The following is a 26560-nucleotide window of genomic DNA, read 5'->3' on the forward strand; positions in this document are numbered from 1 at the left end:
GCTCAGGCCGCCTAGGCCGACACGGCCTGGACGATGGCCTGCCCGACTTCTTTGGTGCTGGCCTCGCCCCCCATGTCGCGGGTGCGGGGTCCGTGGGCCAGAACGGCTTCTATGGCCTGGACCACGGCTGTCGCGGCTTGCGGATGCCCGAGATGGTCGAGCATGAGGGCCGCCGACCAGATCTGGCCCACGGGGTTGGCGATGCCCCGGCCGGCGATGTCCGGGGCTGAGCCATGCACAGGCTCGAACAGCGAGGGATGACGCCGTTCGGGGTCCAGATTGGCGGATGGGGCGATGCCGATGGTGCCGGTACAGGCCGGGCCCAGGTCGGACAGGATATCGCCGAACAGGTTGGACGCGACCACGACGTCGAAGCGATCCGGATGGCGCACCATGTGAGCGCACAGAATGTCGATGTGGAATTTGTCCCAGGTGACATCGGGGAACTCGGCCGCGATGGCTTCGACGCGCTCATCCCAGAATGGCATGGTGATGGAAATGCCGTTGGACTTGGTGGCCGCAGTCAGGTGCTTGCGGGGCCGTTGTGATGCCAGCTGGAAGGCGTAGCGCAGCACCCGGTCGGTGCCGGTGCGCGTGAACACGGATTCCTGGATGGCCATCTCGCGCTCGGTCCCGACAAACAGGCGCCCACCGGCATTGGAGTATTCGCCCTCGGTGTTTTCGCGCACCACCAGGAAGTCGATGTCGCCCGGCGCCCGGTGGGCCAGGGGGCATGGCACCCCCGGCATGAGGCGGGCCGGGCGCAAATTGATGTATTGGTCGAATTCACGGCGGATGGTCAGGATGGACTGCCAGACCGCGACATGATCAGGCACCCGGGCGGGGTCGCCCACGGCGCCGAAGAAGATGGCGTCGTGCCGGCCGACCTGGTGTTTCCAATCGGGCGGCATCATGCTGCCGTGGCGTACGTAGTGATCGCAGCCCCAGTCGAAGACGTCGAAGTGCAGGTCGAAGCCAAAGCGGGTGGCGGCGGCTTCCAGCACCCGCAAGCCTTCGGGCATGACTTCGGTTCCGATTCCGTCGCCCGGAATCACGGCTATGTTATGTGTCATCATAAAGGGCCTGATTTAAACAGGCTCCAACTCTAGCAGTTTTTTTGTGCTTTGCGCAGGGCGTGCAGGCGCCTGAACTTGCATGTGGCCCGGCTGGCTCGTATGATCCGTGCCAATGTGGCCGTCCTTGTGCCGCCTGTGGAACTTCATGACCAAAACACTCATCATTGCAGAAAAACCTTCGGTTGCCCTGGATATTTCCCGGGCCCTGGGCGGCTTTACGCGTACGGGCGACTATTTCGAAAGCGAGCACTACGTGCTCTCTTCCAGTGTCGGGCATCTGCTTGGCCTGGTGGCCCCGAATGATCCGGTGCGCGGCAAATGGAGCTTTGCCCATCTGCCGGTGATTCCCGAACAGTTCGAACTGGGGCCCGTCGACAAGCGCTCTACCGAACGGCTCAAGCTGCTGGTCAAGCTGCTCAAGCGCAAGGACGTCACGGCGGTCATCAATGCCTGTGACGCGGGGCGCGAGGGCGAGCTGATTTTCCGCTACATCATGCAGTATTCCGGGGTCAAGAAACCGGTATGGCGGTTGTGGCTGCGCTCCATGACCCAGGCCGCGATCCGCGAAGCCTTCGAGAACCTGCGCGACGACGACACCATGAAACCCCTCGAAGCAGCCGCGCGCTCGCGCGCCGAGGCGGACTGGCTGGTGGGCATCAACGGTACCCGGGCCATGACGGCCTTCAATAGCAAGGATGGCGGGTTTTTCAAGACGCCGGTGGGGCGCGTGCAGACGCCCACGCTGGCCATCGTAAACGAGCGCGAAGAACAAATCCGCCGTTTCGTCCCGCGCGACTACTGGGAAGTCCACGCCACATTCGTTGCAGCGGCCGGCCTCTATGAAGGGCGCTGGTTCGATCCGGCCTTCAAGAAAAACGAGCACGACCCCGACGCCCGCGATTCGCGGCTCTGGTCCGCATCCGCCGCGCAGAGCGTGGTGGCGGCCTGCCGCGACCAGCCCGGCACCGTGCAAGAAGAGTCCAAGCCGAGCACCCAGCTGTCGCCCGCCCTGTTCGATCTCACGACCTTGCAGCGCGAGGCCAACGCCCGTTTCGGCTTCTCCGCCAAGACCACGCTGTCCCTGGCCCAGACCCTGTATGAACGCCATAAGGCGCTTACCTACCCGCGTACGGATTCACGCTACCTGCCACAAGACTACCTGGCGACCGTGCGCCAGACCATGGCGGGCCTGGCCGGCAGCGAAGCCGCTCCAGCGCGCTCGGTGCAGCCTTTTGCAGCCCAGGTGGTGGCGCAGCAGTGGGTCAAGCCAAACCGGCGCATTTTCGATGATGCCAAGGTATCCGATCACTTCGCGATCATCCCCACGCTGCAGATCCCGCGCGAGCTGTCCGACGCCGAATTCAAGATCTACGAGCTGATCACGCGCCGTTTTCTGGCCGTGTTCTTTCCGGCGGCCGAGTTCCGTGTCACCACGCGTGTCACGCAGGTATCGGGCCATCACTTCAAGACCGAAGGCAAGGTGCTGGTGGCCCCGGGCTGGCTGGCCATATACGGGCGCGAAGCGCAGGGCGAAGAGGGTGCGCTGGTGGCTGTGGCCGAGGGCGAGCGGGTGCGCACCGAAGCGGTCGAGGCGCGCGGCCTGGCCACGCGCCCACCGGCCCGCTATACCGAAGCAACGCTGTTGTCGGCCATGGAGAGCGCAGGCAAACGGGTCGACGACGAGGCCCTGCGCGAAGCCATGTCCGAGCGCGGTCTGGGCACGCCGGCGACCCGCGCTGCCATCATCGAGGGCCTGCTCAACGAGGCCTATCTGCGCCGCGAAGGGCGTGAGCTCGTGCCCAGCGCCAAGGCGCGCCAGCTCATGACGCTGCTGGCGGGCCTGGGCGTCAGCGAGCTGACGTCGCCCGAGCTCACGGGCGAGTGGGAACACCAGCTCAAGCTGATCGAGCAGCGCAAGCTGGACCGCGACAGCTTCATGCGCGAGATCGCACAAATGACGCAGGTCATCGTCAAGCGCGCCAAAGAGTACGAGCGCGACACGGTGCCCGGGGATTACGTGACGCTGCAGACACCGTGCCCCCGGTGTGGCGGGGTGGTGCGCGAGAACTATCGGCGCTACGCCTGCACGGCCTGTGATTTTTCCATCGGCAAGCATCCTGGGGGGCGCACCTTCGAGGTGGCCGAGGTCGAGGAACTGCTGCAAAATCGCGTGCTGGGCCCGCTGACCGGTTTCATCAGCAAAATGGGCCGGCCTTTTGCCGCCGTCCTGCGCATCACGGACGAATACAAGCTCGAATTCGATTTCGGCCAGAAAGATGACGATGACGCCGAGCCGGTGGATTTCTCCGGCCAGACGGCCCTGGGGCCATGTCCGCGTTGCCAGGCGAGGGTTTTCGAGCACGGCATGAACTACGTCTGCGAGCGCTCGGTCGGCCCGGACAAGACCTGTGACTTCCGCAGCGGCAAGGTGATCCTGCAGCAGGAGATCAGCGCCGATCAAATGCGCAAGCTTCTGGCCGAAGGCCGGACAGACCTGCTCGACGGCTTCGTCTCCAGCCGCACGCACCGCAAATTCAAGGCCTATCTGGTGCGCCAGCCCGACGGCAAGATCGGTTTCGAGTTCGAGGCGCGCAAGACGGCCCCCAAAAAAGCGGCTTCATCCACCCGCAAGGCAGCGGCCTCGGCCAAGATGGCGGCCTCGACCAAGGCCGAGCCCGCCAAGGCCGAACCCGCGGCCCAGGGCGCTGGCAGCAAGGCCGCCAAGGCCCCGGCCTCTACCCGGAAGGCGCGCAAGGCTTGAAGCGCGCCGCCCAGGCGGTGGTGGCCTGGCCCAGGAAGCAGTCTACCGAGCATGCCGTCAGCGGTGCAAAGCCCAAGCCCTGCCAGGCCTGTCGAAGGCAGGCCAGGGGCTGGCCGACCTGAAGTGCCGGGGCGTGGTTCTGTTTCGACAGCTTCTGGCCGTGTGTATCGCACAGCACCGGTACGTGAAGGGTGCGCGGCAGCGGCAGGCCCAGCGCCTGGGCCAGCTGTTGCTGGCGGGCCGTGGAGGCGAGCAGATCGCTGCCGCGCACCACGTCGGTCACGCCCTGTGCGCCATCATCGACCACGACGACCAGTTGGTAGGCCCATAAGCCGTCCGAGCGGCGGATGATGAAATCCCCGGTTTCCGCGGCCACGTCTTGCTGCCAGGTGCCGTACCAGCGATCTTCCAGAGACTGGCGCCCAGCCAGGACCTGAAAGCGCCAGCTGCAGTGCGCCGGTGGTCTGGCCGGTGGCGTGGCGATCGATGCGGGGTGGCCGGGTGGCGCTGGGCGGCAGGTGCCCGGATAGGGCCCGGGCGGCAGATCCCGGCGATGACAGTGGCAGGGATAGACCCGATGCGCGTGGCGCAGGCGCTCGAAGGCCCGTGCGTAAAGTGCGTGGCGCCGGGTCTGCCAGACCGGCTCTCCGTCCCAGTGCAGGCCCAGGGCCCGCAGCTGCTCCATGATCACGCGGTCGGCGCCGGCGATCGTGCGTGGCGTGTCGATGTCTTCGATGCGCAGCAACCATCGTCCGCGGTGGGCGCGCGCGTCCAGGTAGCTGGCCAGGGCCGCCCGCAGAGAGCCTGCGTGCAGGGGGCCGCTGGGGCTGGGGGCGAATCGACCTATGTAACGGGACATGCCAGTGCCTGCCGGCGCGCATGGGCGACGGGCCCGGGGAATCAGTGCAGCGGAGGATCCTCTTCGTGGGCCAGCAGTTCTTCGAAGATGAGATGTTCGACTTCAGCCTGCTGGCTCCAGAGGACCATCAGGGTGAGGATTTTGATTTCGGATAGTGACAGCGGGCCATGGTCGGCCGAGCAGGCGCATTCGATGAGGATTTCGCGCAGCGAGGGCGGCAAGGCGCCCGAGTGCTCGAGGAACGTGATGAAGCCGATGGCCTCGGCGCCCAGGTCACGGTGCTCTTCGTGCGTGTAAATGCGCATCGCGTGCGCCGACGGGCGACCGTCGAGCGACGACAACTGGCAGTGCTCGGTGGTGATGGCCAGGCCTTGCAGCCAGCGCAGGGCATCGTCGATGTCTTCGTGCTCGAAGCCTTCGGCGGCCAGTTTGCTGGCCAGGACCTCGGCGCGCGGGCAGGCCTGGGGTGCCTGATAGTTTTCAAACAAATAGACCAGAATGTCGTACATGGCGGCGGCACACTTGAAACCGCTACAGTGTACCGGATTCCGTTTTTTGCAGTTCGATCAGCGTGTCGCCTTCCTGGACCTGTTCGCCCACTGCAAACAGGACCTCGCCGACGATGCCATCGTGGGGCGCTTCGATGGTGTGCTCCATTTTCATCGCCTCCATGACCATCAGGGCCGCGCCCCGCGTCACCGCGTCGCCGGTGGCCACCGAAACCGACAGGATCTTGCCGGGCATGGGGGCCGTGAGCCCGCCCGTGGCCTGATCGGCCGTTCCCGTGGCCCGGACAATGGCATCTACCCAGTTCAGGGTGTGGCGCCCGCCTGCGCAGAATACGTCCAGGCGTTCGCCTTGCAACCAGACCTCGCCCGGGCTGTCGCAGCCGCCCAGGCGCACGCGCAGACGGGCCGGGGTGGCGGGGTCGACCTGCCATTCGAACGGCTGTTCGGGGCCGCCATCGGCCTGCCAGGTCCAGCGCGGGCCCTGGTGCCGGACGTGGACGGCGTACTCGCCTACGGCATCCGCAAACGTGAGGGTTTGGTCGTGCAAACCCAGAACGCGCCAACCATCGGTCAGGGTCCAGGGGTTGCCCGCCTGTTGGGCGTCCGGCCCGGTAGACTGGCCGGTATGCTGCAGCACACAGGCCGTTGCCAGGGCCAGGGCGAGCTCGGGCGCGGCCTGGGCCGGCGGAAAGAGGCGTTCGTGCTCGCGCCCGATGAGGCCGGTGTCCAGGTCCGCGCCGGCAAAGGCGGGGTTGCCGATCAGACGGCCCAGAAAGGCGATGTTCGTCTGGACCCCGGTGCAGCGAATGGCCTGCAACGCCCGTTGCAGGCGCTCGCAGGCTTGCTGGCGATCGGCACCATGGACGATCAGCTTGGCCACCATGGGATCATAGTGGGGGGTGATCACGTCGCCCTCGCGCACCCCACCATCCACCCGCAGCGCACCCATGCGAAACGCCGTGTGCTCTGGCCAGCGCAATACGTCGAGGCGGCCTGTGCTGGGCAGGAAGTCATTGTCGGGGTTTTCGGCGTAAATCCGGGCTTCGATGGCGTGGCCGTGAATCTTCAGGCGCTCTTGTGGCAGCGGCAGCGGCTGGCCCGCCGCGACGCGCAGCTGCCATTCGACCAGGTCCTGCCCCGTGATGGCCTCGGTGACGGGATGCTCTACCTGCAGGCGCGTGTTCATTTCCATGAAGTAAAAGCGCCCGTCGGGCTCGACGATGAATTCGACCGTGCCGGCGCCGACATAGCCGACGGCGCGGGCCGCCGCGATGGCGGCCGCGCCCATGGCTTCGCGCCGTTCGGGCGTCATGCCGGGTGCAGGCGCTTCTTCGATGACTTTTTGATAGCGCCGCTGGACGGAGCAATCGCGCTCGAACAGGTGCACGCAATGGCCGTGTGTGTCGGCAAAGATCTGGATCTCGACGTGCCGCGGCTTGAGCAGGTAGCGCTCGACGAGGACCTGGGCATCGCCAAAACTGCTGGCGGCCTCGCGCTGGCAGGACGCCAGCGCCGCTGCGAACCCCGCATCGTCGTGCACGATGCGCATGCCCTTGCCACCGCCCCCCGCGCTGGCCTTGATGAGCACCGGATAGCCGATCTCGCGCGCGCGTTCCTGCAGGAAGGCGGCCTCTTGGCGCTCGCCATGATAGCCCGGCACCAGCGGCACGGACGCTTGCGCCATGAGGGCCTTGGCGGCCGACTTGCTGCCCATGGCGGCAATGGCGTCCGCCGGCGGGCCCACGAAGACCCGCCCTGCCTCGGCACAAGCCCGGGCGAAGCCGGCGTTCTCGGACAGAAACCCATAGCCGGGGTGGATTGCCTCGGCCCCCGTACGACGCGCGGCCTCGAGAATGGCGTCGGTGCGCAGGTAGCTGTCGGCCGGCGCCGGGCCGCCAATATGCACGGCCTGATCGCAGGCCTGCACGTGCCGGGCCCGCGCGTCGGCATCCGAATACACTGCGATGGTGCGCATGCCCAGGCGGCGCGCCGTGGCGGCGATGCGGCAGGCGATTTCGCCCCGATTGGCGATCAGCAGGGTCTGAAACACGGTAAGAACTCCTTACATTCTGAAAACGCCGAAGCGGGTGGGCTCGGTCGGGGCATGGCGGGCCGCGGCCAGGCCCAGGCCCAGCACCCGGCGTGTATCGGCTGGCGCAATGATGCCGTCATCCCACAGGCGCGCCGTGGAATAGTAGGGATGGCCTTCGTGCTCGTATTGGGCGCGCACGGGGTTCTTGAAGGCTTCTTCGTCTTCGGCCGACCAATGGCCGCCCTGGCGCTCGATGTTGTCGCGGCGCACCGTGGCCAGCACGCTGGCCGCCTGCTCGCCGCCCATGACGGAAATGCGTGCGTTGGGCCACAGGAACAGCAGGCGCGGATCGAAGGCCCGCCCGCACATGCCGTAGTTGCCGGCCCCGAACGAGCCGCCGATCAGTACCGTGAATTTGGGCACGGCCGCCGTGGAGACCGCCGTGACCATCTTGGCCCCGTGGCGGGCGATGCCTTCGTTTTCGTATTTGCGCCCCACCATGAAACCGCTGATGTTCTGCAGGAACACCAGCGGGATGTTGCGCTGGCAGCACAGTTCGATGAAGTGCGTCCCTTTTTGGGCGGCTTCGGAGAACAGGATGCCGTTGTTGGCCACCAGGCCCACCGGCATGCCGTACAGGTGGGCAAAGCCGGTGACCAGGGTGGTGCCGAAGCGTGCCTTGAATTCGTCGAACTGCGAGCCGTCCACGAGGCGGGCAATGACTTCGCGCACGTCGTAGGGCTTGCGGGTGTCCTGGGGGATGATCCCGTCGAGTTCCGCCGGGTCGTACAGCGGCTCCTGCCAGGGGCCCGTGTCGGGCAGACGGGGCCGGTTCAAGCGGGCGACGGCGTCGCGCAGCAGGCGCAGGGCGTGGATGTCGTTGTCGGCCAGGTGGTCGGCCACGCCCGAGAGGCGCGTATGCACGTCGCCGCCGCCCAGGTCTTCGGCGGATACTTCTTCGCCCGTGGCCGCCTTGACCAGCGGCGGACCGCCGAGAAAAATGGTGCCCTGGTTGCGCACGATGATGGCCTCGTCGCTCATGGCGGGCACGTAGGCGCCACCCGCCGTGCAGGAGCCCATGACCGCGGCCAGTTGCGCGATCCCCAGAGAAGACATCACGGCCTGGTTGAAGAAGATTCGCCCGAAGTGATCGCGGTCTGGGAAGACCTCGTCCTGGTTGGGCAGGTTGGCGCCCCCCGAATCCACCAGATACAGGCAGGGCAGGTGGTTCTGCCGCGCGATTTCCTGGGCCCGCAGATGCTTTTTGACGGTCAGCGGGAAGTACGTGCCGCCCTTGACCGTGGCATCGTTGCAGACGATGACGCACTCGGTGCCGCTGACCCGCCCGATGCCGGTGATCAGCCCGGCGCCTGGCGAGGCGTTGTCGTAGAGGTCGTGTGCGGCCAGTGGCGAGAGCTCGAGAAACGGCGTGCCGGCATCGAGCAGGCGCTCGACCCGCTCGCGCGGCAGCAGCTTGCCGCGCGCGAGATGGCGCTCGCGCGCGGCATCGCTGCCGCCCCGGGCCGTGCGGGCCAGCTGCTCGCGCAGGTCGGCCACCAGGGCGCGCATGGCCCGGGCATTGTCCTGGAACTCGGGTGAACGGGTCTGGATGCGGGATTCGATGACCGGCATGGCGTTTCCTGTGGGTCAGAGCATTTCGATGGCCAGGGCCACGGCTTCGCCCCCGCCGATGCACAGCGAGGCAATGCCCCGCTTGCCGCCCGTCTTGCGCAGCGCGCCGATGAGCGTGGTGAGCAGGCGGGCGCCGGAGGCCCCGATGGGATGGCCCAGGGCCGTGGCGCCGCCGTGCACGTTGACGCGGTCGTGGGGCAGGTTCAGGTCCGTCATGGCGGCCATGGTGACCACGGCAAAGGCCTCGTTGATTTCGTACAGGTCCACATCCTGGGCAGACCAGCCGGTCTTTTCGAACAGCTTCCGGATGGCGCCCACGGGCGCCGTGGTGAACCACGCCGGTTCTTGTGAGAACTGCGTGTGGGCGACGATGCGCGCAAGCGGGGTCGCGCCGAGCGCTTCGGCCCGGGTGCTGCTCATGACCACCAGCGCCGAGGCCCCATCGGAGATGGAAGAGGCATTGGCGGCCGTCACGGTGCCGTCTTTTTTGAAGGCCGGCTTGAGGCTGGGGATTTTCTCGGGCTTCGCCGTGAAGGGGGCCTCGTCGCGGTCGATGACCGTTTCGCCCTTGCGCCCCTGGATGGTGACGGGGGTGATCTCCCAGCTGAAGCTGCCGTCCTCGGAGGCCTGGCGGGCGCGGCGCAGGGATTCGAGCGAGAACGCGTCTTGTTGTTCCCGCGTGAAGTGGTACTTGGCTGCGCAGTCTTCGGCGAAGACGCCCATGGCCGTACCCCGCTGATAGGCGTCTTCGAGACCATCCAGGGCCATGTGGTCATAGACGGTGGAATGCCCGTAGCGATAACCCTGGCGGCCGCGCAGCAGCAGGTAGGGCGCGTTGCTCATGCTTTCCTGGCCACCGGCCACGACCACGTCGACCGAGCCGGCCTTGATGATGTCGTGTGCCAGCATGACGGCCTTGAGGCCCGAGCCGCAGACCTTGTGCAGGGTGCTGCAGGGCACCCCGATGGGCAGGCCGGCCCCGAGGGCGGCCTGACGCGCGGGCGCCTGACCCTGCCCCGCCTGCAGCACGTTGCCCATGATCACTTCGCCTACGGCATCGCCGGGGATGCCGGCGCGCTCGACGGCGGCCTTGATAACGATGGCGCCCAGTTCATGGGCCGAGGGGCTGGAGAGGCAGCCCATCATGCCCCCCATGGGGGTGCGGGCGGCCGATACGATGACGATGGATTCACTCATGATGATGTACTCCTGGAATGTTGCGGGTTGCCCGGTGCCACGGCAGGCCGGGCATGGACGGGCTGAAGGCGACGTGCCTCGGGATAGGGGAAAATGTCTTCCAGGCGCCCCTGTGCGACGCGGGCACGGCAATCCTGCCACCATTGTGCACCCAAAAGCTCGGCATGGTGCCGCAGGAACGCGGCGCGCACACGGGCATCGCCCAGAAGGAACCGGCTGAATTCCTCGGGGAATACATCGTGCCGGCCCACCGGGTACCAGGGTTCGCTGGCGAGTTCGGCCTCTTCGTTCGGGGCCGGCGGGATGTTGCGGAAGTTCATGTCGGTCATGCGCTCGATTTCGTCGTAATCGTAGAAGACCACGCGGCCCAGGCGCGTGACGCCGAAATTCTTGTACAGCATGTCGCCCGGGAAGATGTTTGCCGCGGCCAACTCGCGGATCGCCTGGCCGTATTGGCCGATGGCGGCATCGAGCACGTCGTCGTCCGCCTGCATGAGAAACAGGTTGAGCGGCGTCATGCGCCGTTCGATGTAGACATGGTGCAGGATGATCTGGTCGCCCAGCTCTTCCAGCTGGCCCGGGACTTCGCGGCGCAGACCGTCGAGCAGACGCGCAGAGAAGCGCCCGCGCGGCAGGGCCACCGAGGAATATTCCCAGGTGTCGGCCATGCGCCCCACGCGGTCGTGGCGCTTGACCATTTGGTATTTGCGCAGCACGGTCTGCGCATCCATGCCCTCTTTGGCGATGCGGTCGCGGATCATCTTGAAGACGTAGGGGTACGATGGCAGCGTGAACACGGTCATGACCATGCCTTCGATGCCGGGCGCATAGTCGAAGCGATCGTGCGAGTGTGCCAGGTGGTGTAGGAAGTCGCGGTAGAACAGCGTCTTGCCCTGCTTCTGCAGGCCGATCGTCGTGTAGATCTCGGCGCGTGGCTTGCGTGGAAACAGGGTGGCCAGAAAATCCACGTACGCGGCGGGCGCCTGCATGTCGACCAGGAAATACGCCCGGGTGAAGCTGAACAGGGTGCTGAGTTCGTCGCTGCCGATCAGCAGGGCATCGAGCCGCACCTCGCCCGCCGGATTCTGCAGCAGGGCCACGGCAAAAGGGTGGATGGCGCCCTGGTTGATCAGCCGGCCCAGCACGTAGGCGCCTTTGTTGCGGAAAAACAGTTTATCGAGCACCTGGATCTGGCAGTCTGCCGACAGCCGGCGCCCGCGTCCGCGCGGCAGGCTCTGGCGCAGGTGTCGCACCCCCATGCGGGCCAGGCGGCGAACGTCGGCTGGCAGGTCGGCCCAGGGCGTGGCCAGGCCATAGGCGGCAAACAGCTGCACCAGGGCTGTCTGAAGGCGGGTGTCGAGCGGATAGTAGCTGCGATAGGTGGCGGGCGACCCGCCGATGTAGTCGGTGGCGACGGCCGGGCGCACGAAGAGGAAATCGTTGTTGAAGTAGCTGCGGTGCAGGATGCGGCAGGAAACCGAGTTGAAGAACGTCTCTGCGCACTCTGGCTGGCTGTGTTCTGCCAGCAGCCCGACGTACGCGGATTTGGCGGCCTGCCAGAACGCGATCTGCTCGGCACTGAGCGCCTTGCCCGGGTGGGCCTGTGCCGGCGCCGTGTCGCGCAGGGCCTGGGACAGGGCGGCCGCGCATTCGCGCACGCGCGTGTCGTAGTATTCGATCCGTTCGCGGGCCAGCTGCTGGATGCCCTGCCATTGGGCCGACTCGAACAGGGACTTGGCTCGCTGCGCACTGTAGCGGAACAGCGCATAGTGGCGATCGAAGCCCGCCAATATCATGCGCGCCACCGACGCCGGGGCATGCCCCCGGGGCGGTGGCGCTTCGATACGGGCTTGTTCGCCATGGCGCAGCATGACGCTTTCAGGCCGTTTCAGCGAAGAGTTCGCGGCCGATCAGCATGCGCCGGATTTCACTGGTGCCGGCACCGATCTCGTAGAGCTTGGCATCGCGCCACAGCCGACCGGTGGGGTAATCGTTGATGTAACCGTTGCCGCCCAGGATCTGGATCCCTTCGCCGGCCATCCAGGTCGCCTTTTCGGCGCAGTACAGAATGACGCCGGCGCAATCCTTGCGCACTTGGCGCACGTGCCGGGCACCGACGCTGTCCAGATTACGGCCCACCGTATAGCAAAACGCGCGCGACGCCTGCAGGGTGACGTACAGGTCGGCCAGTTTGCCCTGGATCAGCTGGAATTCGCCGATGGGCTGGCCAAATTGGCGGCGTTCGTGCACGTACGGGACCACCACGTCCATGACGGCTTGCATGATGCCCAGCGGACCGGCCGCCAGAACGGCGCGTTCATAGTCGAGACCGCTCATGAGGACGCGCACCCCGCCATTGACTTCGCCCAGCACGTTCTCGGCCGGCACCTCGCAGTCCTGGAAGACCAGCTCGCCCGTGTGCGAGCCGCGCATGCCGAGTTTGTCGAGCTTCTGGGCCACCGAAAAGCCCGGAAAGGATTTCTCGACGATGAATGCCGTGATGCCGCGCTGGTGTGCCTCGGGATCTGTCTTGGCGTAGACCACCAGGGTGTCGGCGTCGGGCCCGTTGGTGATCCACATCTTGCTGCCGTTGAGCACGTAGCGGTCGCCTTTTTTCTGGGCGTGCAGGCGCATGCCGACCACGTCCGAGCCCGCGCCGGTTTCGCTCATGGCGAGGGCGCCCACGTGCTCGCCTGAAATCAGGCCAGGCAGATACTTGCGCTTCTGTGCGTCGGTGCCGTTGCGGTGGATCTGGTTGACGCACAGGTTCGAGTGCGCACCGTAGGACAGCGCGACCGATGCGCTGGCTCGCGAGATTTCTTCCATCGCGATCATGTGCGCGAGGTAGCCGAGCTGGCTGCCACCGTAGGTTTCATCGACCGTGATCCCCAGCAGACCCAGGTCACCGAATTTGCGCCACAGGTCCATGGGAAATTGATCGTCGCGATCGGCCTGCGCCGCGCGGGGGGTGATTTCTGCCTGGGCAAAGTCGCGCACGGCTTCGCGCAGCATGTCCAGATCGGATCCAAGGTTGAAGTCCAGGCCGGGCTGATTCATGAGGAGGTCTCCTGAGGGGCGGATGAAGGGGCCAGGCGCGCGCGCAAGAGGGCGTCGCACTGGGCCTGCTGGTGGCGTATTTCTTTGAGGGTCTGGTCGATGTCGCGGCGCTGTTGTTCGAGCTTGTGCCGGTGGTCGGCGAGAATCCGCGCGTAGTGCTGCAATTGCGTGGTCGTGCTGGCCTTGCTGCGATCATACAGGTTGATGAGATCGAGGATTTCGGACAGCTGCAGGCCCAGCCGCCGCCCGCGCAGGGCGAGCTTGAGCCGCGTGCGGTCACGGGCCGCGTAGACGCGGTTACGGCCTTCCCGGGACGGGCTGAGAATGCCCTGATCTTCATAAAAGCGCAGGGTACGGGGGGTGACGTCGAACTCACGGGCCATCTCGGAAATCGACCATGTATCGTGGCTCATGATGATCGTGTCCAAAACATGCATACAATGGAAGGTCCCATTATGCATGACGCTTACGTCAACGTAAAGAATGTACAGAGGAGAACTGCATGAATCCACAGGAACAGGCTTTGAATTATCCATGGGGCGACAGCCACCCGGCATTGGGTGAAACCCGGGAGATGGCCGCGGGTGTGCGCTGGCTGCGCATGCCTTTGCCATTTGCCCTGGATCACATCAATCTGTGGCTGCTGCGCGATCGGCTCGATGGCCGCGATGGCTGGACCATCGTGGATTGCGGGATCGATCGGCCCGAGGTACGCGATGCCTGGGAGTCCGTGTTCCAGTCCGAACTGCAGGGGCTGCCCGTCCTGCGGGTGATCGTCACGCACATGCACCCGGACCACGTTGGCCTGTCCCATTGGCTGTGCGACCGCTGGCAGGCGCCCTTGTGGATGTCGGCCACCGATTTCGCGCTGTCGAGCCTGTGGTCGGGCAGCGGGCCAGACGCCCAGGCGGCCGTCACCGAAGGCAGCGGACCCACCGGGGACGCCGCCGCGCGCCATTTCGCCCGGCATGGCCTGCTGGATCCGGCGGCGCAGCAAATGCTGCATGATCGGCACAATTATTATTCCAAGCTGGTGCCCGACATGCCGCGCCGTTTCCACAGGCTGATCCACGGGCAGCAGGTGCAGATCGGGGGCCACGCCTGGGAGGTCATCGTCGGCTACGGCCATGCGCCGGAACACGTCTCCTTATGGTGTCCCGCGCTGCAGGTGCTGATCTCGGGCGATATGATCCTGCCGCGTATTTCGACCAACGTCAGCGTCTTCGACCTGGAGCCGGAGGCCGATCCCCTGAAGCTCTATCTGGATTCGCTGGATCGCTACGATGGCCTGCCCGAGGACGCACTGGTGCTGCCGTCGCACGGGCGCCCCTTTCGCGGCCTGCACACGCGCATCGAGCAGCAGCAGGCGCATCACGCAGAGCGCCTGGCCGAAGTGCTGGCGGCCTGCACGCAGCCGAAAAGCGCCTATGACCTGCTGCCGGTGCTCTTCAATCGCAAGCTCGACATGCACCAATTGACATTTGCCATGGGCGAGGCTATCGCGCATCTGCATGCTTTGTATTATCGTGGTCAACTGAAGCGCCAATCGGGGGATGATGGCGTCTACCGTTTCCAAACTCTCTAAGCCAACATGTCAATATCCGCAGACCGTGTCGATACCGTCCTTCAGCACGTGGGCCAGGCCCCATTGAATCCGGTCACCGGCACAGGCCCCGTGTCTTTGCCGGCCGTGCGCACCAGCACGGTGCGGTTTGCGTCCATGAAAGCGCACGATCAGGCTCAGATGGCGCGACACGCCGGCCACCGGGTCGCCACCTATGGCCGGGTTGGCCTGGATACCCACGAGGCCTTCGAGGCCCTGGTCTGCGAGCTCGAAGGCGGTCAGCGCGCCTTTCTGGCGCCGTCGGGCATGGCCGCCATCAGCATGACGCTGATGGCCTATCTCAGCGCCGGCGACCACGCCCTGGTGACCGATTCTGTCTATGGGCCCGTGCGCGCCTTCCACAAGAGCGTCCTGGCGCGCATGGGGGTGGCGATGGATTTCGTGGCACCGGACATCGACAGTCTGCAGGCGGCCTTGCGGCCTGAAACACGGGTGCTCTACCTGGAATCGCCCGGCTCTCTGCTGATGCAGATGCTGGATGTACCCGCCCTGGTACGCTGGGCGCATGACCGGGGCCTGCTGGTGGTGGCCGACAACACGTGGGGGTCGGGCTATGTGTACCGTCCGCTGGCCCTGGGCGTGGACATATCGGTCCTGGCCGCCACCAAGTATCTGGGCGGGCATTCCGATCTGATGCTGGGCGCTGCGGTGGTGCGCGACGCCCAGCACGTGCGGGCGCTCAGCGACACGCACTATGCGTTGGGCAGCACGGTCGGCGCCGACGACGTCTGGCTGGCCCTGCGCGGGGCGCGCACGCTGGGGCTGCGGATGCAGGCGTGTGGCGATCATGCGCTGCAGGTCTGTGAATGGCTGTCGGCGCAGCCGTCGGTACGGCGCGTGTTCTTTCCGGCCTGGCCGCACGATCCGGGCCACGGCCTGTGGCAGCGCGATGCTTCGGGATCCAATGGGCTGCTGGCGGTGGCATTGGATTTCGACCGGCACCAGGCCCGCCGGCTGGTCGACGCGCTGCGTTTGTTCGGCATCGGGTATTCGTGGGGCGGCTACGAAAGCCTGGTTTCTTTGGTGGATCCCGAGACGCTGGCGCAGCATTCGTATTGGCGCAGCCTGAGCGCCGGTGGCCTGCAGGCGGGTTCGGTGCTGCGCCTGCATGTGGGGCTGGAAGACGCGGCCGATCTGCTGCAGGATCTCGAGTCGGCGTTTGCGGCCGTGTAGCGGCGTCGTGGCGGGCCGCACATCATAAAGTGCGGGGCCTGGGTGTCATGAAGCGTGGGGCCCGGCATCGGGCCTGGGCCGTTGCACGCTCACCAGCCGCCGGATGCGCCGCCACCCCCTCCGCGGCCACCGCCGCCGCCACCGCCCCCGCCCCTCGAGCCCCCGCCGCCAAAACCGCCCCCTGGCCCGCCCCGCGAACCGGATCCACTCCGGCCCGAGCCTTGCCGCAGGCGCCGCGTTACGCCCAGGTTTCGGCTGATCAATGACAGGACCACCGCCAGCATGGCACCGGCCAGGCCCCAGGCCACACTGTCGGTCAGCAGAAAGCACAAGGCGCCGAAAAAAACGGCGCTCACGATCACGGGCATGACCAGGACGAAGAATGCCGCCGGGAGCAGGAAGAGCCAGGCCGCGGCATCGTTCTGATCGGATTGCGTCGATGAGGGCGGCGGCAAATCCTCGCCTGCCACGAGCGCCGAAAGCGCCTGCACCCCTGCATGGATGCCGGCGGACAGATCGCCTTGGGCAAAACGCGGCGTCATCTGCTCGCGGATGATGCGCCCGGCCAGCGCGTCCGTGATGGCGCCCTCGAGCCCATAGCCGACTTCGATGCGCACGCTGCGGTCGTCCAGTGCCACCAGCAGCAGAATCCCGTCGTCCACGTTCCGGCGCCCTATGGCCCAGGTGTCGAATACGCGGCGTGCATATTGTTCGATGCTCTCCGGCCCCGTCGTGGGGATCATTAGCACGAAAAGCTGCGCGCCGCGTTGTTGTTCCAACGTTTGCAGGCTCTGGTTCAAGCCGGCCAGATCCCCCGGCGCAAGCGTACCGGTGAGATCGGTGGCGTGTGCCTGCCAAGCGGGGATGGGGACCGGCCCGGCCGCGGGCGCCCGCCCCGGCCAGCCTGCGCCGATCAACACGCACAGCATGCACGACAGGACCAGCAGGCGGCCCAGGGGCCGGTCGATCCACCCCATGGCCTGGCCGAACGTCATTGCGGTGTAGCCGGCTGGTCGAAGCGGACTTCGGGATCCTGCTGTACGCGATCGGCCTTGTCCAGGCCATACTGCGGCTTGGGCTGATAGCCCAGCACGCGCGCCATGATCAGCTCGGGAAATTGCCGAATGGCCTGGTTCCAGGCCTGTACCGCGGTGACGTAGCGTTCCCGGGCCACGGCGATCCGGTTTTCCGTGCCTTCGAGCTGGGTCATGAGATCCCGGAACAGGCCGTCGCTTTTCAGGTCGGGGTAGCGCTCCGAGACGGCCAGCAGCCGCGACAGGCTGCCGGAGAGCGCATCCTGTGCCTGCTCGAAGCGCTGCAGCATGGCCGGATCGTCCAGGTCGCCGGCCTGCAGGCTGACCTGCCCAACCCGTGCCCGGGCTGCGGTGACCTGCTCGAGCACGTTGCGTTCATGCACTTTGTAGGCATCGACCGACGCCACCAGCTTCGGGACCAGTTCGGCGCGCCGTTCGTACTGGTTCAGCACCTGGGACCAGCTCGCAGCCACTTGTTCGTCCAGGCGTTGCAGTTCGTTATAGCCGCAACCCGAGAGCAGCAGCGCCATCATCATGACCAGCACACGAGAAAACAGCCGTCGCATCCCGCACCCCCGGAGAGTATCTTTTCCATTAGTGTAGATGAGTCCGGCCCCCCTGAATTCCGTTGGGCCCAAGCGACTTTGGATGCGGTTTCATCGCCTATTGGGCCCGGCGGATATTTCCATCGACAACGGCATCGCGCTATACTAGCGGACTTCGTGCAGTTTGCCAGTCATTGCACGCTTTTCTTTTTGGTGGCGCGGGTTTGTCTTGATGCGCCACACGCAAACATTTCTGCATGTCGGCCCCGATTGGCATCGCCCCTTGCGGGTGATGGGCGTCGCTGGAGCCACTCAACTTGAATTCCGAACTTTCCTTCGCCGATCTCGGCCTGGCCGAACCTTTGCTGCGTGCCGTGCACGACGCTGGCTATACACATCCCACTCCCATCCAGGCGCAGGCCATCCCGCACGTGCTGCAGGGCGGCGACCTGCTTGCCGCAGCCCAGACGGGCACCGGCAAGACCGCCGGCTTCACCTTGCCGATCCTGGATCACCTGCTGCGCCATCCGCAAAAGACGCGCTCGCCTGGCCGCCCACGCGTATTGGTGCTCACGCCCACGCGCGAACTGGCGGCCCAGGTGGAAGAATCCGTGCGTCTGTACGCCCGCCATACGCGCATTCAGTCGCTGGTCATCTTCGGCGGCGTGAACATCAACCCACAGATCACTGCGCTGAAAAAGCCCCAGGACATCCTGGTGGCCACACCCGGGCGCCTGCTGGATCACGCCAGCCAGAAAACGCTGGACCTCTCCGGTGTGGAAATCCTGGTGCTGGACGAAGCCGACCGCATGCTGGACATGGGCTTCATTCACGACATCCGGCGTGTCCTGCGGCTGCTGCCCAAGGCGCGCCAGAGCCTGCTTTTCTCGGCCACGTTCTCGGACGACATCCGTGCCCTGGCCCACGGCATGCTCGACCACCCGGAAGAGGTGTCCGTGGCACGCCGCAATGCGGCCAGCGGGCTGGTGCGCCAGAAAGTGATCATGGCCCGGCAAAGCGACAAACGCGACCTTCTCAGCCACATCATCCGCGAAAGCGGATGGCACCAGGTGCTGGTCTTCACACGCACGAAGCACGGGGCCAACCGCTTGGCTGAAAAGCTGGTCAAGGACGGCCTGTCGGCCGCTGCGATCCATGGCAACAAGAGCCAGTCGGCCCGTACGCGCGCCCTGAGCGGCTTCAAGGATGGCAAGGTGGCCGTCCTGGTGGCGACCGACATCGCAGCCCGAGGCCTGGATATCGAGCAACTGCCACAGGTCGTCAATTTCGAACTGCCCAACGTGCCTGAAGATTATGTGCATCGCATCGGTCGCACGGGGCGTGCCGGCAGCCCGGGGTCGGCCCTGTCGCTGGTGGATGATTCCGAAATCAAGCTGCTGCGGGCCATCGAACGGCTCACCCGGCAGAATCTGGAGCCCATCACCATCGAGGGCTGGGTGCCGCCTGCCCATCCGGAACCGGCACAGGATGCCGAGCGGCCGGGCGCGGGCGGCCGGGGGCGGGTCCACTCGACCCGCTCCGCAAGCCCGGCCACCCCGACCGATCGGGCGGGTCGGGCCCACGCCGCCCGGCGCCGCAGGCCGGCTCCCATGGCGGGCCGCCGCCCATGAATCCGCGCCAGGAAGTGGCGCGTCGGCGTACCTTCGCCATTATTTCCCACCCGGACGCCGGCAAGACGACGCTGACCGAGAAACTGCTGCTGTTCGCGGGTGCGATCCAGATCGCCGGCAGCGTGAAGGCCCGCAAGGCGAGCCGGCATGCCGCGTCGGACTGGATGGAGATAGAAAAGCAGCGGGGCATTTCCGTGGCTTCATCGGTCATGCAGATGGATTATCGCGACTGCGTGATCAATCTGCTGGATACGCCGGGCCACCAGGATTTTTCCGAGGACACCTATCGTGTCCTCACGGCGGTGGATGCCGCGCTCATGGTGATCGATGCGGCCAATGGGGTGGAGCCGCAGACGATCCGCCTGCTCCAGGTGTGCCGGGCGCGCAACACGCCCATCATCACGTTCATCAACAAGCTGGATCGCGAAGTCCGCGAACCGCTGGATCTGCTGTCCGAAATCGAGGGCCATTTGGGCATGGATGCGGTGCCGTTTTCCTGGCCGGTCGGCATGGGGCGGCATTTCGGCGGGGTATTCGATTTGCGTCATGATCACATGCGGGTTTTCCGGCCCGGCGCCGAGCGCCATCGCGATGACGAGGAGACCGTGGCGGGTCTCGACCATCCTGCCCTGGCGGCACGCTTTGGCGATGCGTGGCGCAAGGCCCACGAAGAAATCGAGCTGATCAACGGCGCCGTGCCCGCCTTCGAACGCGAGGCTTTTCTGGCCGGTCGCCAGACGCCTGTCTTCTTCGGTTCGGCGATCAATAATTTCGGCGTGCGCGAGGTGCTGGATGCTCTGGTCGAGCAGGCGCCGCCGCCGGGGCCGCGCATGGCCCTGCAGCGCGAAGTGCGGCCCGAAGAGCCCCGTTTCACGGGGATGGTCTTCAAGGTGCAGGCCAACATGGATCCGGCCCACCGGGACCGGGTGGCCTTCGTGCGGGTCAGTTCGGGGCGGTTCGAGCGCGGCATGCGCCTGAAAGTGGCGCGGACCGGCAAGGAAATCCGGCCCAACAACGTCGTGTCGTTCTTGTCCCAGCGGCGGGAGATCGTGGATGAAGCCTGGGCCGGCGACATCATCGGCATCCCCAACCACGGCATGCTGCAACTGGGCGATGTGCTGACCGAAGGCGAGACGCTGACCTTCACCGGCCTGCCGTTTTTTGCCCCCGAGCTCTTCCAATCGGTCGAGGTGCGCGACCCTCTGCGTACCAAGCAGTTGCGCACGGGCCTGACTCAGCTGGGGGAAGAAGGCGCCATTCAGGTGTTTCGCCCCGACATTGCCGGCGGCGCGCTCCTGTTGGGCGCGGTGGGTGCGCTGCAGTTCGAGGTGGTGGCCCAGCGCCTGAAGACGGAGTATGGGGTGGATGCCCGCATGGCCCCCTCGCGCTACAGCCTGGCGCGCTGGGTGACCAGCAAGGATCCCGTCGCGCTGCGGAAATTCATGGCCGCCAATGCCGCCAACATGGCCCATGACGTCGTGGACGCGCCGGCGTTTCTGGCCACCTCGACCGCACAGCTGCGCATCGCGATGGAGCGCAACCCCGAGATCGAATTCCATGCCATGCGCGAGCATGCGGGTCATTTTTTCTCCGGCTGAAAGGCCGGCTGCTTTCGATACAATGTCCATTGTCCCCATCCTCTGCACATGACCTCGAGGCGAGCCTTTCATCATGTCCTGGCGTCTGATCATCGCATTCCTGTTGCTGGCGGCCGGCTTTTCAGCCTGGGGCGGTCTGCAACTGGGCGATTGGCTGATTGCGCACGGCCCTACCCGAACCCAGATGCCGCCCCACCATCCCGAGCTCGACCGCAGTGCCAGCCTGGATGCGCAGGGCCGGCCTCTGGTCGCCACAGCCCCTCAGCTGCTGCCCAATGGCCGTCAGGGGGTGCCCAGCATGATGCCGCCGGTCGATTGGTCGATCGAGATCACTTCGCTCATGGCGCAGCCCGGCCCCATCGCGCTGGCCACCACGACCATCACCATGGATCAGGCCATCGAACAGGCCGCGCTCAGGCAGATGGGCGGCGCGCCGGCCGAAGCGTCGGCGCCGGGCGGGGGCACGTTCGTGCAGCCCATCGATATCACGGCCCCGCCCCCACCCGATGACACTGTGGCGCCCGATCGCGCCAGCCCCGCCGGCGGGGCACAATGGCAAGCCGAATTCCGTGCCGATCTCAGGGCCTGTGAAAACCTGGGGTTCTTTTCGCGCCCATCCTGTGCGTGGGCGGTACGCAATCAATATTGCGAGCCCCATGCGGCCTGGGGCAAGGTCGAAGGCTGCCCCGCCAAGAAAACCGACTTCTGACGATCCCACGGCTTCCAACGATCCGGCCTGATGGCCCAAATCCCTATCATGCATACCGACGCCTCCTCCGACCCTTCCCCCACGCGCGCCGACCGCCGCCTGCTGCGCCGTACGGTGCTGGCTCACATGCTGGGCATGTGGGTCTTTATTCTGGCCCTGGTACTGATCACCGCCTGGGTCTGGGTATGGCTTGCAAAGGCCTTGCTGGCATTCGGCCTGCATTTCGATTTCAAGCGCTTCAATGTGGCGGGCCCCGAAGCACTGTCGCTGCTCGAACGCGTGAACCCCTGGTTCTGGTGGGTCCTGGTGGGCCTGCTGACGCTGATCCTGGTGCGTGTGCTGTTTGCGCTGGGCCGCAGCCTGGCGGCGCGCGCGCGGCGGCGCAGCGTGCACCCCGACGCCTTCCGGCAGCTGGCCACGCAACTGTCCGCGCCTGCGCTCGACGTGCTGCTGTGGGCCTGGTCCAGCACAGATGAACCCCTGCGTGTGGGCGATGTGCAACAGGCCGCCGTCGAACTGGCGTCCCATCGGGCCAGTCGCCTGCAGACGGCCCGCGATCAGCGTCAGATGCTGCAGGACGCCCTGCAGTCGCGGCAGACCGAATCATCCTGAGCGCCCAGGCGGCCCGCACGGCCGCCAGGAAAAGACGATGCGGGCAAGGCCGCGCACCTCTTCGGGCTTGCTTTTCATCCAAAAATGTGTTCGACTTTCACTTATGGATATCTCCAGCACACACCACAGCGCGATGCCCGGCACGTCCGTGTCGGGATCCGTGTGTGCCGTGGCCGCGCCTGCGGCCACGCTTCTGCTGCCCCTGTCGGGCCTACTGCTGCTAACGATCGGTTGCCGGGCCTAGCGCCACGTGGCAGTTCGGCAACCTGATTCGCCACATTTCTTTCTTTCGCCCGTGATCCGGGCAGACAACGACAGGTACAGCCATGATCAAGAATCCCGCTAAAAAATATGTTCCGTTTGCGCCGTTCACGCGCGATTTCTCGGAACGCACCTGGCCCAGCCGCCGCATCACGACGCCCCCCATCTGGATGAGCACCGACTTGCGCGACGGCAACCAGGCCCTGATCGAGCCCATGAGCGTCGAGCGCAAGCTGCGGTTTTTTCGCCAGCTCGTCAAGATTGGTTTCAAAGAGATCGAGGTCGGTTTCCCCTCGGCTTCGCAAACGGATTTCGATTTCGTGCGCAAACTGGTCGACGAGCACCATATCCCGGATGACGTCACCATCATCGCGCTCACCCAGGCCCGCGACGACCTGATCGCCCGAACCGTCGAGTCCTGCGCGGGTGCCCGCCACGCCATCATCCACCTGTACAATGCCTGCGCGCCGGCCTTTCGCAAGATCGTCTTTCGCATGAGCCGCGACGAAGTGCGCGCCATCGCGGTCGAGGGCACGCAGATCGTCAAGGCCGAAATGGCCAAGCATCCCGAAACGCACTGGCGCTACGAATATTCGCCCGAGGTGTTCAGCACCACCGAGCCCGATTTCGCCCTCGAAGTCTGCAATGCCGTCGTCCAGGCCTGGCAACCCACGGTAGAAGACAAGATCATCCTCAACCTCCCGGCCACCATCGAAGCCACCACGCCGAATCTGTACGCCGATCAGATCGAATGGATGCACACCCACCTGAACGAGCGCGACAAGATCGTGCTCAGTGTCCATCCGCACAACGACCGCGGCACAGCGGTCGCCGCCGCTGAATTCGCGGTCATGGCCGGCGCCGACCGGATCGAGGGCTGCCTGTTCGGCAATGGCGAACGCACCGGCAACGTGGACCTGGTCACACTGGCGCTGAATCTGTATACCCAGGGGGTGCATCCGGGGCTCGATTTCTCCGACATCGACGAAGTCCGCCGCTGCGTAGAGCATTGCAATCAGCTGCCTGTGCACCCCCGCCATCCGTATGCCGGCGATCTGGTGTTCACGGCCTTTTCCGGCTCGCACCAGGATGCGATCAAAAAGGGTTTTGCCGTCCAGCAAACCGACGGTGTCTGGGAAGTCCCCTACCTGCCCATCGACCCAGCCGATCTGGGCCGCAGCTACGATGCGGTCATACGCGTCAACAGCCAGTCGGGCAAGGGCGGGGTGTCCTATCTGCTCGAGCAGGAGCACGGCCTGGTCCTGCCGCGTCGCCTGCAGATCGAGTTCAGCCGCGCCATTCAGCGGGTCACCGACGAAACCGGTTGCGAGGTCACGTCCCAGGATGTCTACGACATTTTCTCCAGAGAATATCTCGACATCGACGAACCCGTCCGGCTGATTCGTCACCGGATTACGGGCAGCCCCAAGACCACTGGGCAAAAGCAGTTCATGATCGAACTCGAAGTCGCGGTCGATGGTCAGGTGCGCAATGTGTCAGGCCAGGGCGACGGGGCCATCTCCGCCTTCATCCAGGCGCTCGGGATCGATGCGCGGGTGATGGACTACCAAGAGCACGCGATAGGCACAGGCACCGACACACGCGCTGCGTCGTATGTCGAGATGCGTATACAGGGCGGGCCCAGCGGCTTCGGGGTGGGGGTGCACGAAGACATCGTGACCTCTTCGTTCCTGGCCATCCTGAGCGCGATCAACCGCCACGTGGCGGCCGGCAACCGCATCCAGGTACAGGACTCGGTGGCGGCCTGAGCCCCTGGTCAGCCGGCAGCCGGCTGTCTCAGGGGGCCCGCTTTCGGGCCAACCAGCCCCGCCCTGCCCCGCCCGCCCCGCAAAGGGGCGGGCGTCACGTTGCACAAGGGCGGTTACAGGGGGGCGGGTCAGGATCCCGCCAGCAGATCCTTCAGAAGCCGATCTGCCTCATCGACCGCACCCTGATAGCTTCCGGTATGTGACGGCGACGTCACGTAGCGCCCGCCGATGGCCAGCGAAGGCGTGCCATCGATCTTGTAGGACTGGGTGAGTTCGTCTGCGCGGCGAATTTTGGTCTGCACGCCAAAAGAATTGAACACGTCGGTGAACGTATCGCGATCCACCCCGTGCGCCGCGACCCAGTCGATGATGTCATTGGCGGTGAAAATCTGCTTGCGCTCTTCGTGAATCGCCTTGAAGGCGGCGGCGTGCAAATCCATGCGGTCGATGGCCTCGAGCGCATAATACAGTTTCTGGAGATCGCGCATGCTGGCGTTGAAGGCGACCGGCACCCCCTTGAACACCACGTTGTCGGGCAGGGTGGCTTGCCAGGCTTCGAGCAGGGGCTCGATGCGGGCGCAATGGGGGCACGAATAAGAAAAGAATTCGAGCACTTCGACCTTGCCCGGCGTATCCGAGGGCTGGACCGGGTCGAGCGTGTCGAAACTGGCGGCGTGTGCCGGAGACAGCGCCAGGGCACCAAGCCCGAGAACGAGACTGCTTGCGATACGGAGAAATATGGATTTCATGGTCAGGGTTCCTGCAAAAAACCAGGGTTGAGCGCGGATATCATCCAGGCCGAACCACGGCGGATTCGATTTTTTCGTCGCCCAGGCGGCTGCGGGCGCGATTCATTTCATCGATGCCCTTGAAGGGCCCCACCCGCACGCGATGGATGGGCGCTTGATTGGCCGTGCCGGTTTCTATGCGGACCGGGAAACCAAGCAGGACCACCCGGGCGAGCATGGCCTCGGCTTCGTTTTCCGAACGGAAGGCACCGGTTTGCAGATAATACGTGGTTTGCGTGCTTGCGTTGTTGCTGGCGGCCGCTGGCGGGGGCGGAGGCGGCGGGAGCGGCAGGCCATCGGCTGGCGCGGGTTTGGCTGCGGGCGCCGGCGTGTCGCCCGGGGCCCTTGCGCCGTCGCCGGTGCCGCTCAGGCCTGCGATGATGTGGGCGATGCCGTCCTGCCCAGGGTCCTGGCCGCCGGCCGCGGGTGCGCCCAGCCCGTTGCCCCCTTGCGCCGTGCTGCGGTTTCCGGCAGGCCCGTCTTTGCCATAAAGCGCAATGTTCGGATCGGGCGCATTGGCGACGTCGGGCAGCAGGGTTCCGGGCGGGTTGCGGCTGGCCTTGTCTTTGAAGGGCATGGGAGCCTGGGTGACGAACAGCGCCACCGCCACGGCGGCGGCCACGCCGAGCACCATGCCCACAATGAGCAGCAACCAGTTGGCGGATCGGGCGGAGGATTTTTTTCTGCGTGCCATGGCTTACATGTGCTCCGGCGCGCTGACGCCCAGTACGCCCAGCCCATTGGCGATCACTTGCGCCGTGGCCCGGGCGAGCTGCAGGCGCGCGGCGGCGAGCGGGGCGTCGTCGATCAGGATGCGTTCGGCGTTGTACCACGCATGGAAATCCGCCGCGCAGTCGCGCAGCCAGAACGCCAGCTGATGGGGGGCGAGTTCGTCGGTGGCCTGGGTCAGCACGCCGGGGTATTCGGCCAGCCGCTGCAGCAAGGCGGTTTCAGTGACGGCGGTGAGGCGGCTGACGTCGGCGCCCTGCGGCCCGGCCGCTGCGTTCTGGCGCAGCAGCGAATGGATGCGGGCGTGGGCATACTGGATGTAATACACCGGGTTTTCTTCGCTGTGCGACAGGGCGAGATCGATGTCGAAGACGAACTCGGCATCGGCGCGACGCATGGCGAGGAAAAAGCGTACGGCGTCGCGCCCGACCCAGTCGATCAGGTCGCGCAGCGTGACATAACTGCCGGCCCGCTTGGAGATCTTGACTTCGGCGCCGTCGCGCATGACGCGCACCATCTTGTGCAGGACATACGCCGGGTAGTCGGCCGGGATGCCCAGGCCCAGGCCCTGCAGGCCTGCCCGCACCCGGGCCACGGTACCGTGATGGTCACTGCCCTGGATGTTGATGGCCCGCTGGTAGCCGCGTTCCCATTTGGCGACGTGGTAGGCGACGTCCGGCACGAAATACGTATAGCCGCCATCGGACTTGCGCATCACCCGGTCTTTGTCGTCGCCCGTGCCCAATTCGGTGGTGCGCAGCCACAATGCGCCCCCGTGCTCGTACGTGTGCCCGGCGTCGACCAGCGCCTGGACAGTGCGTTCGACACGGCCGCTGGTGTAGAGCGAACTTTCGAGGTAGTAGTGGTCGAATTGCAGGCCGAAGGCCTGCAGGTCGAGGTCTTGCTCGTGGCGCAGGCTGGCCACGGCAAACTGCCGGATGGCTTCGAGGTCGTCCACATCGCC

At 65.7% G+C, this 26560-nt stretch carries 22 protein-coding genes; 8 read left to right on the top strand and 14 right to left on the bottom strand.

Annotation, left to right across the window (positions count from 1 at the left end):
- Positions 1–11 precede the first annotated feature (11 nt).
- Positions 12–1076, bottom strand: coding sequence for a tartrate dehydrogenase (locus tag WCZ84_RS03040; RefSeq protein WP_372684783.1), 1065 nt, complete (start codon positions 1074–1076; stop codon positions 12–14).
- Between the two features lie 145 nt (positions 1077–1221).
- On the opposite strand from WCZ84_RS03040, the gene WCZ84_RS03045 reads away from it, so the two are divergent.
- Positions 1222–3837 (top strand): DNA topoisomerase III, encoded by a 2616-nt coding sequence (locus tag WCZ84_RS03045; protein ID WP_372684784.1) that lies wholly within the window; start codon positions 1222–1224, stop codon positions 3835–3837.
- Here the strand turns inward: WCZ84_RS03045 and gluQRS are convergent.
- Genes gluQRS through WCZ84_RS03085 form a run of 8 tightly spaced genes read right to left on the bottom strand, consistent with a single transcriptional unit; the run spans position 3812 to position 13536 of the window.
- Complete coding sequence (gluQRS, locus tag WCZ84_RS03050; protein ID WP_372684785.1) at positions 3812–4696, bottom strand: tRNA glutamyl-Q(34) synthetase GluQRS; 885 nt, start codon at positions 4694–4696, stop codon at positions 3812–3814. The two genes, WCZ84_RS03045 and gluQRS, sit on opposite strands and share 26 nt — an antisense overlap.
- Before the next feature lie 41 nt (positions 4697–4737).
- Positions 4738–5205 carry a DUF494 family protein gene (locus WCZ84_RS03055; protein WP_372684786.1) on the bottom strand — a complete coding sequence of 156 codons (468 nt, stop codon included), beginning with the start codon at positions 5203–5205 and terminating at the stop codon, positions 4738–4740.
- A gap of 22 nt (positions 5206–5227) precedes the next feature.
- A complete protein-coding gene (locus WCZ84_RS03060) occupies positions 5228–7255 on the bottom strand; it encodes a biotin carboxylase N-terminal domain-containing protein (protein ID WP_372684787.1) in 2028 nt (675 codons plus the stop codon).
- 12 nt (positions 7256–7267) lie between these two features.
- On the bottom strand, positions 7268–8869 hold the full coding sequence (locus WCZ84_RS03065) for a carboxyl transferase domain-containing protein (RefSeq protein WP_372684788.1): 1602 nt from the start codon (positions 8867–8869) through the stop codon (positions 7268–7270).
- A 15-nt stretch (positions 8870–8884) separates the two neighbouring features.
- On the bottom strand, positions 8885–10066 hold the full coding sequence (locus WCZ84_RS03070) for an acetyl-CoA C-acyltransferase (protein ID WP_372684789.1): 1182 nt from the start codon (positions 10064–10066) through the stop codon (positions 8885–8887).
- Positions 10063–11937 carry a bifunctional isocitrate dehydrogenase kinase/phosphatase gene (aceK, locus tag WCZ84_RS03075; protein ID WP_372684790.1) on the bottom strand — a complete coding sequence of 625 codons (1875 nt, stop codon included), beginning with the start codon at positions 11935–11937 and terminating at the stop codon, positions 10063–10065. Before aceK ends, WCZ84_RS03070 begins: the two co-directional genes overlap by 4 nt.
- 7 nt (positions 11938–11944) lie before the next feature.
- Positions 11945–13123, bottom strand: a complete 1179-nt coding sequence (locus tag WCZ84_RS03080) for an isovaleryl-CoA dehydrogenase (protein ID WP_372684791.1) — start codon at positions 13121–13123, stop codon at positions 11945–11947.
- Positions 13120–13536: a MerR family DNA-binding transcriptional regulator gene (locus WCZ84_RS03085; protein WP_372684792.1), complete on the bottom strand. Its 417-nt coding sequence runs from the start codon at positions 13534–13536 to the stop codon at positions 13120–13122. The genes WCZ84_RS03080 and WCZ84_RS03085 overlap by 4 nt, the downstream gene beginning before the upstream one ends.
- Positions 13537–13625: 89 nt before the next feature.
- Here WCZ84_RS03085 and WCZ84_RS03090 point away from each other — a divergent pair, with 89 nt between their 5' ends.
- Positions 13626–14708, top strand: a complete 1083-nt coding sequence (locus tag WCZ84_RS03090; RefSeq protein ID WP_372684793.1) for an MBL fold metallo-hydrolase — start codon at positions 13626–13628, stop codon at positions 14706–14708.
- A 6-nt stretch (positions 14709–14714) separates the two neighbouring features.
- Entirely contained in the window at positions 14715–15920 is a 1206-nt protein-coding gene (locus WCZ84_RS03095; RefSeq protein WP_372684794.1) for a PLP-dependent aspartate aminotransferase family protein, read from the top strand.
- An 89-nt stretch (positions 15921–16009) separates the two neighbouring features.
- Here the strand turns inward: WCZ84_RS03095 and WCZ84_RS03100 are convergent, their stop codons facing one another.
- Both WCZ84_RS03100 and WCZ84_RS03105 read right to left on the bottom strand, forming a co-directional pair.
- Complete coding sequence (locus WCZ84_RS03100; RefSeq protein WP_372684795.1) at positions 16010–16915, bottom strand: YgcG family protein; 906 nt, start codon at positions 16913–16915, stop codon at positions 16010–16012.
- Complete coding sequence (locus WCZ84_RS03105; protein WP_372684796.1) at positions 16912–17520, bottom strand: LemA family protein; 609 nt, start codon at positions 17518–17520, stop codon at positions 16912–16914. Before WCZ84_RS03105 ends, WCZ84_RS03100 begins: the two co-directional genes overlap by 4 nt.
- Before the next feature lie 296 nt (positions 17521–17816).
- Here WCZ84_RS03105 and WCZ84_RS03110 point away from each other — a divergent pair, with 296 nt between their 5' ends.
- The 5 genes from WCZ84_RS03110 (at position 17817) to leuA (ending at position 24079) form a co-directional block, all read left to right on the top strand.
- Positions 17817–19130: a DEAD/DEAH box helicase gene (locus WCZ84_RS03110; protein ID WP_372684797.1), complete on the top strand. Its 1314-nt coding sequence runs from the start codon at positions 17817–17819 to the stop codon at positions 19128–19130.
- A complete protein-coding gene (locus tag WCZ84_RS03115; protein WP_372684798.1) occupies positions 19127–20728 on the top strand; it encodes a peptide chain release factor 3 in 1602 nt (533 codons plus the stop codon). The genes WCZ84_RS03110 and WCZ84_RS03115 overlap by 4 nt, the downstream gene beginning before the upstream one ends.
- A 73-nt stretch (positions 20729–20801) precedes the next feature.
- A complete protein-coding gene (locus WCZ84_RS03120; RefSeq protein ID WP_372684799.1) occupies positions 20802–21437 on the top strand; it encodes a hypothetical protein in 636 nt (211 codons plus the stop codon).
- Between the two features lie 30 nt (positions 21438–21467).
- Positions 21468–22049, top strand: coding sequence for a hypothetical protein (locus WCZ84_RS03125; RefSeq protein ID WP_372684800.1), 582 nt, complete (start codon positions 21468–21470; stop codon positions 22047–22049).
- A 326-nt stretch (positions 22050–22375) separates the two neighbouring features.
- Entirely contained in the window at positions 22376–24079 is a 1704-nt protein-coding gene (leuA, locus tag WCZ84_RS03130; protein WP_372684801.1) for a 2-isopropylmalate synthase, read from the top strand.
- 128 nt (positions 24080–24207) lie between these two features.
- On the opposite strand, the gene WCZ84_RS03135 is transcribed toward leuA, so the two are convergent.
- The 3 genes from WCZ84_RS03135 to WCZ84_RS03145 form a co-directional block, all read right to left on the bottom strand.
- On the bottom strand, positions 24208–24828 hold the full coding sequence (locus WCZ84_RS03135; protein ID WP_372684802.1) for a thiol:disulfide interchange protein DsbA/DsbL: 621 nt from the start codon (positions 24826–24828) through the stop codon (positions 24208–24210).
- A 40-nt stretch (positions 24829–24868) separates the two neighbouring features.
- Entirely contained in the window at positions 24869–25561 is a 693-nt protein-coding gene (locus WCZ84_RS03140) for an SPOR domain-containing protein (RefSeq protein ID WP_372684803.1), read from the bottom strand.
- 3 nt (positions 25562–25564) lie between these two features.
- On the bottom strand, positions 25565–26560 hold a 996-nt coding region (locus WCZ84_RS03145; RefSeq protein WP_372684804.1), incomplete at its 5' end, for an arginine--tRNA ligase.

It is taken from the genome of Castellaniella sp., assembly GCF_041675725.1.
Taxonomy (GTDB): domain Bacteria; phylum Pseudomonadota; class Gammaproteobacteria; order Burkholderiales; family Burkholderiaceae_B; genus Castellaniella.

Coding starts and splice junctions, on each gene's coding strand:
- WCZ84_RS03040 (WP_372684783.1), bottom strand. CDS start 1,076: ATGATGACACATAACATAGCCGTGATTCCGGGCGACGGAATCGGAACC.
- WCZ84_RS03045 (WP_372684784.1), top strand. CDS start 1,222: ATGACCAAAACACTCATCATTGCAGAAAAACCTTCGGTTGCCCTGGAT.
- gluQRS (WP_372684785.1), bottom strand. CDS start 4,696: ATGTCCCGTTACATAGGTCGATTCGCCCCCAGCCCCAGCGGCCCCCTG.
- WCZ84_RS03055 (WP_372684786.1), bottom strand. CDS start 5,205: ATGTACGACATTCTGGTCTATTTGTTTGAAAACTATCAGGCACCCCAG.
- WCZ84_RS03065 (WP_372684788.1), bottom strand. CDS start 8,869: ATGCCGGTCATCGAATCCCGCATCCAGACCCGTTCACCCGAGTTCCAG.
- WCZ84_RS03070 (WP_372684789.1), bottom strand. CDS start 10,066: ATGAGTGAATCCATCGTCATCGTATCGGCCGCCCGCACCCCCATGGGG.
- aceK (WP_372684790.1), bottom strand. CDS start 11,937: ATGCTGCGCCATGGCGAACAAGCCCGTATCGAAGCGCCACCGCCCCGG.
- WCZ84_RS03080 (WP_372684791.1), bottom strand. CDS start 13,123: ATGAATCAGCCCGGCCTGGACTTCAACCTTGGATCCGATCTGGACATG.
- WCZ84_RS03085 (WP_372684792.1), bottom strand. CDS start 13,536: ATGAGCCACGATACATGGTCGATTTCCGAGATGGCCCGTGAGTTCGAC.
- WCZ84_RS03090 (WP_372684793.1), top strand. CDS start 13,626: ATGAATCCACAGGAACAGGCTTTGAATTATCCATGGGGCGACAGCCAC.
- WCZ84_RS03095 (WP_372684794.1), top strand. CDS start 14,715: ATGTCAATATCCGCAGACCGTGTCGATACCGTCCTTCAGCACGTGGGC.
- WCZ84_RS03100 (WP_372684795.1), bottom strand. CDS start 16,915: ATGACGTTCGGCCAGGCCATGGGGTGGATCGACCGGCCCCTGGGCCGC.
- WCZ84_RS03105 (WP_372684796.1), bottom strand. CDS start 17,520: ATGCGACGGCTGTTTTCTCGTGTGCTGGTCATGATGATGGCGCTGCTG.
- WCZ84_RS03115 (WP_372684798.1), top strand. CDS start 19,127: ATGAATCCGCGCCAGGAAGTGGCGCGTCGGCGTACCTTCGCCATTATT.
- WCZ84_RS03120 (WP_372684799.1), top strand. CDS start 20,802: ATGTCCTGGCGTCTGATCATCGCATTCCTGTTGCTGGCGGCCGGCTTT.
- WCZ84_RS03125 (WP_372684800.1), top strand. CDS start 21,468: ATGGCCCAAATCCCTATCATGCATACCGACGCCTCCTCCGACCCTTCC.
- leuA (WP_372684801.1), top strand. CDS start 22,376: ATGATCAAGAATCCCGCTAAAAAATATGTTCCGTTTGCGCCGTTCACG.
- WCZ84_RS03135 (WP_372684802.1), bottom strand. CDS start 24,828: ATGAAATCCATATTTCTCCGTATCGCAAGCAGTCTCGTTCTCGGGCTT.
- WCZ84_RS03140 (WP_372684803.1), bottom strand. CDS start 25,561: ATGGCACGCAGAAAAAAATCCTCCGCCCGATCCGCCAACTGGTTGCTG.